A 12,769-nucleotide genomic window follows, 5' to 3' on the forward strand; every position below is an offset into this window, starting at 1 on the left:
TTACCAATTTCGACGTCCGCTGACATGATGCAGCGTGCTGTCCTTGGCAAACGGGTCAACCGGTTCAGGAGTACTGAGCCGGTTGATTGTTTTAAGCGCCATTAAAACAGCGGCCACTGCGAAAAAGGCGCCGCCAATGGCTTGGCCCAGCAAAACCCCCGACGCGCCCCAATATGCACCCCCTAAAATGACAAAAGGGTAAGTGCCCAAAGTATGCCGGCCCCAATTCACATAGGTCGAGTAGATCGGGTGCCCCAGATTGTTGAAACTGGCGTTGCAGACAAATATGACCCCGTTGAAAAACTGCATCAGCGCCAACGGTCCACAGAACAGATAGATCAACGTGCGCATCTCACCTTTTGCGTCAAAGGTATCCGCAATCAAACCCCGCGCCAGAAACAAGACCAAAGCGGCCAACAACGTATAGGCCGCCAAGAACTGTAACCCCGCTCGCATGGTACCTTTCACCCGATCAAACAACCCCGCACCAAAATTCTGGCCGACGATAGGACCAATTGCGCCGGAAAGGGCAAAAACCACAGCAAAAGCCACCGGCATCAAGCGACCGATCACCGCCATTGCCGCAACCGCATCGGTGCCATAGGCCGCCACCTCCCGTGTCACGATCGCATTTCCGATCGGAGAAGCGACATTGGTCAAAATCGCGGGTCCAGCGATCGCCGCAATCGCCTTGGCGTCCCGCCTGAGGCTCTTGGGAGATGGCGTCGCAAATCCACGGTGCACCCGCCAAACGCTGATCACCGCATAGCTGCACATCACGATACGCGCCACAACAGAAGCATACGCCGCTCCGTCCAATCCAAGCCCAAACCCGAAGATCAAGACGGGATCCAGCGCGGCGTTAACCGCCCCACCAAAGACCGTACCCATCATTGAGCGCCGCGCATCGCCATGGGCCCGCAAGACCGCCATTCCGACCATCGCAAGCGACATCAAAGGCATCGTCGGCATCACAATGCTGACATAGCGTTTGGCCAGCGCCAGCGTTTCGCCTTCCGCCCCCAACCAACCGAAGATCGGATCAAGGTAGGCATAGACCAAAACCGGCACGATCAGCCCAGTAAGCACACCAAGAATGGCAACTGACGTCGCATATTCACGTGCCATCTCTGGCTGATCCGCCCCAATGGAGCGCGCCACCAAAGAGCCTGCCGAAATAGACAAGCCGATGTTGATCGCATTGGTAAAAAACAACAGCGTGCCAGCATAACCGACGGCGGCGGCCAGTGCTTTATTGCCGAGCATCGATATGAAGATCATATCGACAAAATCGACCGCAAAAATGGCCATCAAGCCAACGGAAGACGTCAGCGACATCACCGCCACGTGGCGCATCAATGCACCTTTTAAAAACAGACCATTTGCCACAGATCAGCCCTTTGCGTCCGGATCATCAACTTTGAGATTTGCAGGCGGCGGCATCCATTCCTCAGCACCTTCCACACCAAAGCCCAATTTGGCGTTTTGAATCTCTTCGTCCATCCGCGCATTCAGCTCTCTGGTCAGCGCCACAAACTCTTCGTTTTCAGAGATGGGCACACCCGGTTTGTGGGCTGAGGCCGTGGATACGAGCAAATCACGATCGATTTTTTTGAATCTCTGCGCCAGTCGTTCTGCTTGGTAAGGATGAATGCCCAAAGCTTCATAGGCACTTCGGCCAGCGCGCACGGCGCTGTCAAAGGTTTCGCGAATGATGTCTTGTGCGCCTGCTTGATAGAGATCGTACACATGGGATCTATCATATGCCCGCGCCACAATATGCACATGCGGATGATGGCGTGCGACATGTTCGGTAAGGTGGGTCACCTGATCCTTGCCATCAATCGCAATGATCAACATCTTAGCATCATCGATTCCTGCCGCATGTAACAAATCGGCGCGTGTCCCGTCACCAAAGAAGACTTTCACATCAAATTTGCGCAGTGCTTCCATCTGTTTGGCAGAGTAGTCCACCAACACTGGTTGCTCGCCAATCTGGCGCAGCATCCGCGCCACCACACCGCCAAACCGGCCGTACCCCACCACGATGATCTTGCTGCGATGATCGATGTCATCTGCTTCAATGTCCTGTTCATCGATGAGCCTGGGCAGGATGAGACGTTCGTAAGCTATAAAAAGCGCCGGGGTCAGCAACATCGAAAGGGCGACCACCAACAAAGCAATCTGCGCAGTTTCCTGTGGGATCACGTTGTTGGTCACTGTGAAGCTGAGCAACACAAAACCAAATTCGCCCGCCTGCGCCAATCCGAGCGTGAACAACCACTTGTCCGCCCCCTCCAGCTTGAACACAACCGCCAATCCATAGAGCACGGCCGCTTTGAGAAGCATGACACCAAGCGTAATTCCGACCACAAGGAACAGGTGCTCTCCCAAAAGGCCAAAGTTAATCGCCGCACCCACAGTCATAAAAAACAAACCCAGAAGCAGCCCTCGGAACGGGTCGATGTCACTTTCAAGCTCGTGCCGGTACTCACTATTGGCCAGCACAACCCCTGCCAAAAACGTGCCCAGTGCCGGGGAGAGCCCCACCAAAGTCATCAGCAATGCGATTCCCACAACCAACGCCAGAGCCGTCGCAATGAACACCTCGCGCAGATTGGCCATGGTCACAAAACGGAACAACGGACGCGTCAAGAAATTGCCAATCACCCCGATAGAAGCAATAGCCGTCAAAGTGATCAGCCCGACCTGCCACCCTGGACGCCCGTCCACCAAGCTCATATTGTCGTGTCCCCCGTGCCCCTCACCGGCATGCGCCCCGTGGCTGTCCGCGGCATGAGAGGCCTGCTCTGACAGCTCTGGCAACGCCAACAGCGGCAAAAGTGCCAGCATTGGGATCACGGCAATGTCCTGAAACAGAAGCACTTGGAACGAGCCCTGCCCGCCTTGCGACTTCATCATTCCTTTTTCGTTGAGTGTCTGCAAAACGATGGCTGTTGAAGACAGGGCAAACACCATCCCAAGTGCCAGTGCCACGGACCATTGCTGGCCAAACGCGATGGCAATGCCCGCAATCAGCACCATGGTGACGCCAACCTGCAACCCGCCCAAACCAAGCAAACGCTGCCGCATGGCCCAGAGCATCTTGGGATCCAACTCCAACCCAACCAAGAACAGCATCATGACCACGCCAAACTCTGCGAAATGCTGAATTTGGATGATATCGACACTCAGCCAATTCAAGATGGGAGAAATCGCGATTCCAGCAATCAAGTAACCCAGCACCGACCCAAGTCCAAGACGCGAGGCAAGCGGCACAGCGATCACACCCGCGACCAAAAACACTGTCGCCAACATCAGAAAACTGGTCATGAGATTACCTCGTGCAAATCGTGCTTCTGTATGACGTCAAATGTGCGCACCTTAGCCATGACCAACCTGTCATCACGCATCGCGATCAACCACTTACGCCATCCTTCGGCATGTGAACTAAGGTCTTGAGCCTCACGTTTGGCCAGCGCACCGTACAACACATAAGGCGGCAAAAAGGTCATCTGACAAAGCCGAGCAGTCTGCTCCATCGGTGTGAGCAACGTTCGGAGCGCAAACCCGTTGTAGCCCTCTTCACTGTAGGCCTCAATCGGGGCACCACAGGTGATCCCCATCGACCAAATTTTGCCTTTCAGGCTGTCTCCCTCGCGGCCATATGCAAATCCATGCTCCAGCACCAGATCCTGCCATTCTTTGACAATCGAAGGCGAAGAATACCAGAACAGCGGGAACTGAAATAAGATTGCGTCAGCCTCCAAAATCCGAGCCTGCTCTCGCTCTACATCAATGTCAAAGCGGGGATAGAGTGCGTAGAGATCCACAAACTCAACGCCCTCAACGGATTGAGACGCCGCATTCATGGCTTTGTTGGCCATGGAGTGCTGCACCCCAGGATGTGCCTGATAAACCAAAACCCGCATCTTCAAATCGCCCTTTTATTCGCAGTTCCGATGACACTTGAAGTCGAACAGAAGTGCCCTCCAGTGACCATGACATCAGATACGCTGCCAGCCAAGCGCGCAAACTGCTCGCGCTCAGAGTCCCTTCGCTCAAAGAAAAACGCCGCTCCAAGGAGCGGCGTTTCCATCACGTTGGGTCCGATTTACCCGCCAAAGTCATCAAGCATGATGTCTTCGCGGTCCACACCCAGATCAAGCAGCATGTTGATCACCGATTGGTTCATGATGGGCGGGCCACACATGTAGAACTCACAATCCTCTGGCGCGGGATGGTTCTTGAGGTATTCCTCAAACAGAACGTTGTGAATGAAACCGGTGTAGCCGTTCCAGTCATCCTCCGGCAGCGCGTCCGAGAGCGCCACATGCCAATCAAAGTTGTCAAACTCTTTGGCCAGACCGTCGAAATCCTCAACGAAGAACATTTCCCGCTTAGACCGCGCCCCGTACCAGAAACTGATCTTACGATCCCGGTTTTGAAGGCGCTTGAGCTGATCAAAGATGTGGCTGCGCATTGGCGCCATACCAGCACCACCGCCGATAAAGACCATCTCTTTCTGGGTATCGCGGGCAAAGAACTCGCCAAACGGACCAGAAATCGTCACCTTGTCACCGGGCTTCAGATTGAAGATGTAGCTCGACATCTGACCCGGCGGGATTCCTTGGCTGCCGGGCGGAGGCGAAGCCACCCGCACGTTCAGCATGATCAGGCCCTTTTCATCCGGATAGTTTGCCATTGAGTACGCACGTTCCACCGGCTCGGCCACCGCAGATTCAAACTGCCACAGGTTAAACTTGTCCCAGTCCTCGTGGTACTCTTCCTCAATCGCGAAGTCCTTGTAGGTCAACTTGTGCGCTGGCGCTTCAATCTGGATGTAACCACCCGCGCGGAAGTTCACGTCTTCGCCCTCAGGCAATTCCAGCACCAAGTTCTTGATGAAGGTCGCCACGTTTTCGTTGGAGCGCACGGTGCACTCCCACTTTTTCACGCCGAACACTTCTTCGGGAACTTCAATGTCCATGTCCTGCTTAACGGCCACCTGACACGACAGGCGATCACCACATGCTGCATCACGTTTGGTGATGTGACCCTCTTCGGTTGGCAAGATTGACCCACCACCAGAGTGGATACGCACCCGGCACTGCGCACAGGTACCACCACCGCCACAGGCAGACGGCACAAACAGCTTCTGTTCCGCAAGTGTCTGCAACAGCTTACCACCAGCTGGAACCGAAATGGTTTTTTCGCCGTTGATGGTGATGTTCACATCACCCGACGACACCAAACGCGATCGTGCGGCCAAAATGATGGTGACCAGCGCCAAAACGATCAGGGTGAAGAGCACAACACCTAGAGTAAAGGTTTCCATATGACCTGCCCCCTCAGAGTTTCACGCCGGAGAATGACATAAAGGCCAAGGCCATCAGTCCCGCGGTGATAAAGGTAATGCCTAGGCCCTGAAGACCATCGGGAATGTCAGAATACTTGAGCTTTTCGCGCACACCCGCCATCGCGGTGATTGCCAACGCCCAACCAAAACCAGAAGACATGCCATAGGTCATGCTTTCCGCAAAGTTGTAGTCCCGCTCCACCATGAACAGGGAACCACCCAAGATTGCGCAGTTCACAGTGATCAACGGCAAGAACACACCCAGCGCGTTGTAGAGCGGCGGGAAGAACTTATCGAGTACCATCTCAAGGATCTGCACCATCGCCGCAATCACCCCAATGTAGCAGATCAGCCCAAGGAAGGTCAGATCAACATTCGGGAAACCGGCCCATGATAGGGCGCCCGGTGCCAGAAGATAGGTCAACAGCAGATTGTTGGTCGGCACCGTAATGGCCTGCACCAGCATCACAGAGATGCCCAGACCAATCGCAGTCGAAATCTTCTTGGACACCGCAATAAACGTACACATTCCAAGAAAGAAAGAGAGCGCGAGGTTCTCAACAAAAACGGCCTTTACGGCCAGAGAGAGAAGCCCTTCCATCAGTGGCCCTCCACAACTTGAATTTTGTATTCACGCGCTTCCACTTGATCTGTCTTCCAGCTGCGCACAGCCCAGATCAGAAGCCCGATGATGAAGAACGCAGACGGAGGCAGAAGCAGCATGCCGTTTGGCACATACCAGCCACCATTGTTCACCGTTGGCAGCACAGTGATGCCAAACAGGCTACCTGCGCCAAAAAGCTCTCGAATAAAGCCAACAACAAGCAACAACGCCCCATAGCCAAGACCGTTACCCGCGCCGTCAATAAAGCTGTCCAGCGGTGGGTTCTTCATGGCGAAGGCTTCCGCGCGGCCCATTACGATACAGTTGGTTATGATCAGTCCCACAAACACCGACAGCGTTTTGGAGATGTCATAGGCATAGGCCTTGAGCACCTGATCCACGATGATCACCAGTGAGGCAATGATCACCATCTGCACGATGATCCGGATCGCGCCGGGGATCTGGTTTCGCAACACCGAGATGAACATAGAGCTGAATGCCGTCACCGCCGTCACCGCCAGAGCCATAACAAAGGCGACTTGCAACGAGGAGGTCACCGCCAACGCCGAACAGATTCCGAGCACTTGCAATGTGATTGGGTTGTTGTCGACCAACGGATCGATCAGAAGGTCTCTCTTGGTTTGGGCCATCAGATCTCTCCTGCTTTGAGGTTTTCAAGGAAGGGTGCAAATCCTGCTTCGCCCATCCAGAAACGAACAAGGTTGTCAACCCCCACAGAGGTCAGTGTCGCGCCAGCCAAAGCGTCAACGTGGTGCTCGGCACCCGCGGACGGCACCGATTTGGCAACGGTGATCTGCAACTCGCCTGCATCATCCGCCAGCTTCTTGCCACTCCACAGTGATTTCCAACGTGGGTTGTCCACTTCAGCCCCAAGACCAGGTGTCTCAGCATGGCTGTAAAACTGCAGACCAAAGATGTCGTTGCCGTTCTCTTCCAACGCGATAAAGCCGTAAAGCGTGGACCATAATCCATAGCCGTGGATCGGGAGAATTACCTTGTCTAGGCTGCCATCGTCATTGCGCAACAAATAGACAGTCACAAACTTGGATTTGCGCCCAATACCCGCCGGGTCATTGCTGAGCGCAACGGACAGCTCAGGATCAGAAGCGGCCGCACGGTCATCAAAGCTCGCCGCATCAAAAGCATCGGTGAACAGACCGGTTTCCAGCTCCAGCACCTGAGGCTCAAAGACGCTAAAGCCTTCCAACACATCCATGCCCGGCTCAAACAAACCTGCAACCTGCAAAACATTGGCCTGCTTGTCTTTGAGTTTGTTTTGCTCTTGCAATGGGCGCAGTGCTACGGAGACCGCAGACACAATCATCGACGCCACAAGGCAAAGGGTTACCGCGATAAAGACCGTCTTGCCGACGCTATCTGGCGGTGCGGCCAGAAAACGGGCAATGGGGCCCTTGTTGTCATTGGGGACATCAGACATTGCGACGCGCCCTCCGTTTGATGTTGGCCTGAACAACAAAGTAGTCGATCAATGGCGCAAAAACGTTACCGAATAGAATGGCGAGCATCATACCTTCCGGGAAGGCTGGGTTGATCACACGGATCATCACCACCATGAACCCAATCAGCGCACCATAAATATAGCGCCCCATATTGGTGTGGCTGGCTGACACGGGCTCGGTCACCATAAACACCAGACCAAAGGCAAAGCCGCCGACAACAAAGTGCCAGTACCACGGCATGGCAAACATCGGGTTGGTGTCAGAGCCAATCATGTTGAGCAGAAGCGAAAAGCCAATCATGCCCGCCATACAGCCAACAACCAGACGCCAGTTGGCAATCTTGGTGATCAGCAGGAAGCACAGCCCGATCAGACAGGCCAAAGCAGAGGTTTCCCCAATCGAGCCCTGAACCACACCAACAAAGGAATTCATCCAGTTCATGCCCTGCGCGGCCAACTGCTCATAGCCCTGAGAGGCGGATACCGACAATGCGGTTGCGCCAGAAAAGCCATCCACCGGGGTCCAAATCGTGTCACCTGACATGTTTGCCGGGTAGGCAAAATACAGGAATGCACGGCCTGTCAGTGCCGGGTTGAGGAAGTTCTTACCAGTGCCGCCAAAGACCTCTTTGCCGATCACCACCCCAAAGGAAATACCCAGCGCCACCTGCCACAACGGCGCAGACGGCGGCATGATCAGTGCAAACAGCATGGAAGTCACAAGGAAGCCTTCGTTCACTTCATGCCCACGCACAGTGGCAAAAATCACTTCCCAGATGCCGCCCACAACCAATGTTGTGATGTAAATCGGTAGGAAATACAGCAAACCATGTGCAAAATTCGCCAGCGGATTGCTTGCATCAAACCCAATGCCGAGCGCTGAAATGATCGCCGCACGCCATCCGCTAGGTGGCACAGCTTCATAGGCCGTGTTGACCTGCAAACCAACGTTGAACAGCCCCATGATGATACACGGGATCGTCGCGATCACGACATAGGTCATGATCCGCTTCATATCGACGTAAGAGCGCGCATGTGGCGCCGCAGTCGTGACTGTTTTGGGCGTATAGATAAAGCTCTCGATCATCTCATAGATGGGGAACAGCTTTTCGTATTTGCCGCCTTTGACAAAGTTCGGTTCGATCCGATCAAAGAAGTTACGTAACCCCATAATCAGCCCTCCCGTTCGATCTTGGTGAGGCTGTCCCGCAGCGCTTCGCCATATTCATATTTTGCAGGGCAGGCAAAGCCAATCAAACCAAGGTCTTCTTCGTCCAATTCCAATGCGCCCAGCTTCTGAGCTTCGTCCGTGTCCATCACCAAAAGCGCACGTGTCAGCTGAGTGGGCAGGAAGTCCTGCGGCATCAGCTGCTCAAACGTGCCCAGTGGCACCATTGCACGGCGTCCACCGTTCAAGTTGCTGGTCAGCGGGTAAAGCTTTTTCGCAAAAGCAGACCCCAACACCGGCAAGAAAGAATACTTGCTCGGCATCGGACGAATCCAGCCCATCGGAATCTGCTTGTGATCTTCTTCAATCACCGTGACCTGACGTGCATACCGTCCCAAATAGGTCTCGACAGCCTCGCCCGCATACCCGCTCAGGATGGAGCCAGAGATCAATCGCACTGGCACATCGCTCTGGATTTCACCCACCGTCAACTCTGCCAACGACGCACCATCTAGGGTCCGCACAAGACGCGGATTGGAACAGAGTGGCCCAGAGAGCGCAACAACACGCGACGCGTCAATCGTTCCTGTTTCCAAGAGGCGACCAATTGCAATCACATCGTGATAGCCAATGGTCCAAACCACTTTGCTGGCGCTTGGTGGCTCAAGGAAATGCATGTGCGTGCCGGCCAGACCGGCCGGGTGAGGGCCAGAGAAGGTCGCAACCGTTACGCCAGCCACATCGGCACCGGCGATCTGTACTCCATTTTCATGGCACAGGTAGGTGTTGCCCTCGGTCAGCATGGCCACAGCGGCGAGACCTTTGGCAAACGCATCGCCCGCGTCCGCAATAACCACAGCCGCGTCCGCCGACAGCGGCTCTGTGTCCATTGCGTTCACATAGATTGCATCAGCAATCGCGTTGCCCGCAGGGACCTTGGAATAAGGCCGCGTGCGGAACGAAGTCCATAGACCAGCGGCGCAAAGACGCTCCGCCAAACCTTCGCGGGTGCTTGCGTCGCCGACGGACGAGAAATCAACCGGCTCCGCCGCGCTCGCGTCCACCTCGATTTCCACGCTCAACAGCTTACGCCGCGCACCCCGGTTGATCGCTTTGATGCGACCAGTCACCGGTGCAACCACCTTAGCTTCTGGAGTGTCTTTATGCGCCAAAATCGGCGCCCCTGCCCCTACAACGTCGCCTTCGGCGACGGCGATACGTGGCTTTAACCCTATATAGTCGGCCCCCAAGACAGCTACGGTCTTTACCGCTGCTCCCTCATGGATTCCGTCACCGGGCGCGCCGGCAATCGGAAGGTTCAGGCCTTTTTTGAGCGCAAAATGCTGCACGCCAATGCCATCCTGTCGTTAGTTCATCTTACGAATTTGGTGTCTGATTGCGCCCGCGTATACGCGGAGTTTTGCCAAACAGCCAGTCCCAATCCTGCCGCTTTACTATTGTTTCTCTCTTTAGGGAGCAATAATGTGCAACCGCAGCAAATTGCCTCGGTCCAAAGACTGCGTTTTGAGCAACACCTCGCTGTCAAACAACCATATCGAATCCGATCAGACGGAACCGGCACCCAATGACCACCCTCTCGCGCCGCAGTTTTATCTTTATGGCTCTCGCCCTCGCCGCCTGCAAACGCGGCGCTGCGGATATTCTGTTGACTGGTCAGACCATGGGGACCACCTACACTATTGTGGGCGTGAACGCACCTGGCATGAAAGAGGCTGAGCTCTCAGCAGCGGTTCAGGCAACCCTTACAGATGTGGATATAAAGATGTCCAACTGGAACAGCCGCTCAGAGGTGTCGCGCTTAAATGCACTGGCTGCCGGAGACACTGCGACGCTATCGTCCGACATGGCCACCCTGATGCACACAGCTCAAGATGTGTTTCTGGCCTCCGATGGGCAGTTTGACATCACCTTGGGGCCTTTGATTGATCTTTGGGGGTTTGGCGCCACCCGACCTCCCGGCACCATTCCGCCCGAAGCCGCAATTGCGGATGCACAGAAACTTGTGGGGTTGACCGACACACTTGCGTTTGATGGCACCACATTCACGAAACATGTGAGCGGCGCGGGCATGTACCTTTCTGCCATTGGCAAAGGCTTTGGTGTAGATCAGGTGGCCGAGACGCTCGCCGCCCATGGGATCACAGATTACATGGTGGAAATTGGCGGCGACATAATGACGTCCGGTCACAATGCCGAAGGCACCCCTTGGCAAATCGCCATCGAAACGCCAGATGCGCTCCAGCGCAGCATTCTAAAAGTCGTTGGGGTGTCGGATGTCGGAATGGCGACCTCAGGCGACTACCGCAACTATTTTGAGCACGACGGCGTGCGCTACTCACACATACTGGATGCCAACACGGGGCGTCCGGTTACACACAGCACCGCGTCCGTGACCGTGCTTGCGAAAAACGCGATGTTGGCAGATGCTTGGGCCACCGCGCTACTTGCACTTGGCACAGAACGCGCTATTCAGATCGCCGAAGCTCGGGGCATCGCCGCGTTCTTCATTGACAGAAACATCAGCTCCGGAAGCAAAGAGTTTGTTTCCGTGGCAAGCACACAGTTTGATGTGCTTCAACTCGGATAAAAGGCGCCCCCTCGGATGGAAACCTTCCTCATCGCATTTGTTCTGTTGCTCTTGGTCACGCTTGGCATGTCATTGGGTGTGATGATGATGGGCAAAACAATCAAAGGCTCTTGTGGCGGACTAAATGCAATCAGCGGCGCCGACAAATGTGTGGTGTGTTCCAAAGACATTGATCCAGACAGCCCACTGCGTGACCGCTTGCAATGTCCCCGTGCGCGCAAGATGTTGGAGCAGATGGAAGCCGAGCAAACGGCTCAAAATTGACCCTACGCAATACCACCGTGATACCGACGCAATACAGACGTTGATTTTGGCGGTGTTTGCGCGCGTTTTAGCCCGTTGAGATTGGCAAAAACGCGATTGGAAACAGGCAGACAACAGCCATCACACCAAACACCCAAAACTGCCAGCGCGGCCCTTCATCTTTCCAAACACGCCGAAAACGGTGGCCTGAAAGGCAAAAAAGCACAAACAACACGGTGGCTATCGCCGGGGAAAGTGTAAGCTCGGGCAAAGAAAAACTCCCCAAAAGGCAAAACTTGCGGTTAGGCTGGTGCCATACCGCCTGAGCACTTCACACGCAAGGAGCCAACCCATGCCCAGTTCCTACCAAGCCCCAAACAGAAAGTCGGACACCAAGCCCAAGACCATGAGCCAATCGACAAGCTCCAATGTGTCCGCAGCCTCCGCATCGGTGCAGATGGTCCTGGAACAAAAGGGGCAAGACGTTTTTGCCATTCGCCCACAAGATACCCTTGGGAGAGCTGTAGAAATCCTGCGTGACAAACGCATTGGTGCGCTTCTGGTGACAGATGCCAACGGAGCCCTTCAGGGCATCCTCTCGGAACGCGATATCGTGCGAAAACTTGCAGAAACACCCGGCCAAACGCTCCCTCAAAAAGTTGAGGATGTCATGACCACAGCCGTTCAAACGTGCACACCAGATGATCTGATCGTGGACGTCCTTCGTCGGATGTCGGTTGGTCGTTTTCGCCACATGCCAGCAACCAATGCCACTGGCATTGTTGGCATGGTCACAATCGGCGATATGGTAAACTTCAGATTGACGCAGCTTGAGCATGAGGCCTTGCAACTCAAACAACTCATCGTGGGATAAACACCACTCAGAATCACCGCACCGCCCGTCAAACTCACTGACGTCCGCAACAAGGTGTCCAGATTGACCTGCAGGTTGAAAGATTGTTAGCGACCAACATGCGTCGCTTGCACAGAAGTTGTCGGACGTTGATTGCTTAACAACGATCTATCAAGCCCTTGCAAATATGGAAAATTTACGTAAAAAGTAAATTAATTGACAAAAAACTCGGAACAATCGGAAATATATTCACAGATTTTTCCTTTTGTTTCTTAAGCTTATTCCCTTGTTTTCACAAATCCCTATTCTGCCGGTGGGATCTCAGACCTCACCGTCTGAGAGAGGAGATTTGACACTAAAAACGAGGGAGGAGCCTTCATGTCTTCTGACACAAAAGTATCCACCAGCACGTCCAAGTCCGCTGCATTAACCAAAAACGCTCACATTGATGCCG

At 54.4% G+C, this 12,769-nt stretch carries 12 protein-coding genes; 3 read left to right on the top strand and 9 right to left on the bottom strand.

Annotation, left to right across the window (positions count from 1 at the left end):
* From ABWV47_RS20385 to ABWV47_RS20425, 9 genes are all read right to left on the bottom strand, one after another.
* Positions 1-1,356, bottom strand: a complete 1,356-nt coding sequence (locus ABWV47_RS20385) for an MATE family efflux transporter (protein WP_353315198.1) — start codon at positions 1,354-1,356, stop codon at positions 1-3.
* Between the two features lie 36 nt (positions 1,357-1,392).
* On the bottom strand, positions 1,393-3,333 hold the full coding sequence (locus tag ABWV47_RS20390) for a cation:proton antiporter domain-containing protein (RefSeq protein WP_353315199.1): 1,941 nt from the start codon (positions 3,331-3,333) through the stop codon (positions 1,393-1,395).
* On the bottom strand, positions 3,330-3,932 hold the full coding sequence (locus tag ABWV47_RS20395; protein ID WP_353315200.1) for an NAD(P)H-dependent oxidoreductase: 603 nt from the start codon (positions 3,930-3,932) through the stop codon (positions 3,330-3,332). The genes ABWV47_RS20390 and ABWV47_RS20395 overlap by 4 nt, the downstream gene beginning before the upstream one ends.
* Positions 3,933-4,114: 182 nt before the next feature.
* Positions 4,115-5,338, bottom strand: a complete 1,224-nt coding sequence (gene nqrF, locus ABWV47_RS20400) for an NADH:ubiquinone reductase (Na(+)-transporting) subunit F (RefSeq protein WP_353315201.1) — start codon at positions 5,336-5,338, stop codon at positions 4,115-4,117.
* Between the two features lie 13 nt (positions 5,339-5,351).
* Positions 5,352-5,960, bottom strand: a complete 609-nt coding sequence (gene nqrE / locus ABWV47_RS20405) for an NADH:ubiquinone reductase (Na(+)-transporting) subunit E (protein WP_353315202.1) — start codon at positions 5,958-5,960, stop codon at positions 5,352-5,354.
* Complete coding sequence (locus ABWV47_RS20410) at positions 5,960-6,613, bottom strand: NADH:ubiquinone reductase (Na(+)-transporting) subunit D (protein ID WP_353315203.1); 654 nt, start codon at positions 6,611-6,613, stop codon at positions 5,960-5,962. The genes nqrE and ABWV47_RS20410 overlap by 1 nt, the downstream gene beginning before the upstream one ends.
* Positions 6,613-7,422, bottom strand: coding sequence for a Na(+)-translocating NADH-quinone reductase subunit C (locus ABWV47_RS20415; protein WP_353315204.1), 810 nt, complete (start codon positions 7,420-7,422; stop codon positions 6,613-6,615). Before ABWV47_RS20415 ends, ABWV47_RS20410 begins: the two co-directional genes overlap by 1 nt.
* Positions 7,415-8,614 (bottom strand): NADH:ubiquinone reductase (Na(+)-transporting) subunit B, encoded by a 1,200-nt coding sequence (locus ABWV47_RS20420; RefSeq protein ID WP_353315205.1) that lies wholly within the window; start codon positions 8,612-8,614, stop codon positions 7,415-7,417. The genes ABWV47_RS20415 and ABWV47_RS20420 overlap by 8 nt, the downstream gene beginning before the upstream one ends.
* Before the next feature lie 2 nt (positions 8,615-8,616).
* Positions 8,617-9,960 (bottom strand): Na(+)-translocating NADH-quinone reductase subunit A, encoded by a 1,344-nt coding sequence (locus ABWV47_RS20425; RefSeq protein ID WP_353315206.1) that lies wholly within the window; start codon positions 9,958-9,960, stop codon positions 8,617-8,619.
* 236 nt (positions 9,961-10,196) lie between these two features.
* Here ABWV47_RS20425 and ABWV47_RS20430 point away from each other — a divergent pair, with 236 nt between their 5' ends.
* From ABWV47_RS20430 to ABWV47_RS20440, 3 genes are all read left to right on the top strand, one after another.
* Positions 10,197-11,219 carry an FAD:protein FMN transferase gene (locus ABWV47_RS20430; RefSeq protein ID WP_353315207.1) on the top strand — a complete coding sequence of 341 codons (1,023 nt, stop codon included), beginning with the start codon at positions 10,197-10,199 and terminating at the stop codon, positions 11,217-11,219.
* A gap of 15 nt (positions 11,220-11,234) precedes the next feature.
* Positions 11,235-11,483, top strand: a complete 249-nt coding sequence (nqrM, locus tag ABWV47_RS20435; RefSeq protein WP_353315208.1) for a (Na+)-NQR maturation NqrM — start codon at positions 11,235-11,237, stop codon at positions 11,481-11,483.
* Positions 11,484-11,814: 331 nt separating this feature from the next.
* On the top strand, positions 11,815-12,336 hold the full coding sequence (locus ABWV47_RS20440; protein ID WP_353315209.1) for a CBS domain-containing protein: 522 nt from the start codon (positions 11,815-11,817) through the stop codon (positions 12,334-12,336).
* The last annotated feature ends 433 nt before the right edge of the window (positions 12,337-12,769 follow it).

Origin of the sequence: Shimia sp. NS0008-38b (genome assembly GCF_040370365.1) — a bacterium.
GTDB lineage: Bacteria > Pseudomonadota > Alphaproteobacteria > Rhodobacterales > Rhodobacteraceae > Shimia.

Bases quoted from the DNA above. Each gene is read 5' to 3' on its own strand.
- ABWV47_RS20385 (WP_353315198.1), bottom strand. From the start codon at position 1,356: ATGCGCCACGTGGCGGTGATGTCGCTGACGTCTTCCGTTGGCTTGATG.
- ABWV47_RS20390 (WP_353315199.1), bottom strand. From the start codon at position 3,333: ATGACCAGTTTTCTGATGTTGGCGACAGTGTTTTTGGTCGCGGGTGTG.
- ABWV47_RS20395 (WP_353315200.1), bottom strand. From the start codon at position 3,932: ATGCGGGTTTTGGTTTATCAGGCACATCCTGGGGTGCAGCACTCCATG.
- nqrF (WP_353315201.1), bottom strand. From the start codon at position 5,338: ATGGAAACCTTTACTCTAGGTGTTGTGCTCTTCACCCTGATCGTTTTG.
- nqrE (WP_353315202.1), bottom strand. From the start codon at position 5,960: ATGGAAGGGCTTCTCTCTCTGGCCGTAAAGGCCGTTTTTGTTGAGAAC.
- ABWV47_RS20410 (WP_353315203.1), bottom strand. From the start codon at position 6,613: ATGGCCCAAACCAAGAGAGACCTTCTGATCGATCCGTTGGTCGACAAC.
- ABWV47_RS20415 (WP_353315204.1), bottom strand. From the start codon at position 7,422: ATGTCTGATGTCCCCAATGACAACAAGGGCCCCATTGCCCGTTTTCTG.
- ABWV47_RS20420 (WP_353315205.1), bottom strand. From the start codon at position 8,614: ATGGGGTTACGTAACTTCTTTGATCGGATCGAACCGAACTTTGTCAAA.
- ABWV47_RS20430 (WP_353315207.1), top strand. From the start codon at position 10,197: ATGACCACCCTCTCGCGCCGCAGTTTTATCTTTATGGCTCTCGCCCTC.
- nqrM (WP_353315208.1), top strand. From the start codon at position 11,235: ATGGAAACCTTCCTCATCGCATTTGTTCTGTTGCTCTTGGTCACGCTT.
- ABWV47_RS20440 (WP_353315209.1), top strand. From the start codon at position 11,815: ATGCCCAGTTCCTACCAAGCCCCAAACAGAAAGTCGGACACCAAGCCC.